1 protein-coding gene is annotated in these 615 nt (G+C 63.3%); it reads left to right on the top strand.

The genetic code is table 11. The annotated features are described in order from the left end of the window. The first annotated feature begins 178 nt into the window (after positions 1–178). Positions 179–454, top strand: coding sequence for a hypothetical protein (locus tag AC5WRT_RS39020; RefSeq protein WP_496101111.1), 276 nt, complete (start codon positions 179–181; stop codon positions 452–454). Positions 455–615 lie beyond the last annotated feature (161 nt).

Genomic DNA, 615 nt, shown 5'->3' with positions numbered 1-615 from the left:
TAGGAGAGAGGTAGGGGTACCCCGCCTGTGACCTGCCTCTTCTATGGCAGAGCTGGTGGACACGGATATTCCCGCAAGCCACCCTTGTTGACCGAGGCTGCCCCCTCCATCTGGCACGGTTGCGGCACGCGGCTACTTTGTACCGAGCTATTGGCTGCAAGGTCATTTGCGGCTCGGGATGTTGGCTGATGACCTGTTCACGGGGTCAGTTTCGGTATCCGCGCTGTTCTTGGTCTTCCTCCCTGCGGTCTTGCTCTTCCAGGGTGTCAAGGCAGCCCAAGACATCGGCAGCGAAGCTTCGAACGCCTGGGCTTGGGTCAGTGAGCAGTGGGTTGAGGACTTCACGTCGGCGCTGCAGCGCGTCGGGAAGGTGGGGAGTGATGTCTGGGTAGGCGATGCCTGCCAGGAGAGCACTCCTGCTTGCGGCATCCACGCCTGCGGCCAGGACCGTTGAAATTAACACCCCATCTTGCCTGAACGCCAGGCTTGGGTGTTAACCCGTTTGGTGCGGGGGCTCTGACCTGGGGTTTCGGTGGGGGCGAGCTGTGGCTCGTCTGTCACTGTCGGCCGCCGCTGGGTGGCCTCGGGCACCCTCGGACGGCCCAGGGACGGCCC

Source organism: Streptomyces sp. NTD91, from assembly GCF_059510455.1.
Note: the sequence above shows the minus strand (reverse complement) of the source record. Positions and strands in the feature narration are given on the sequence as shown.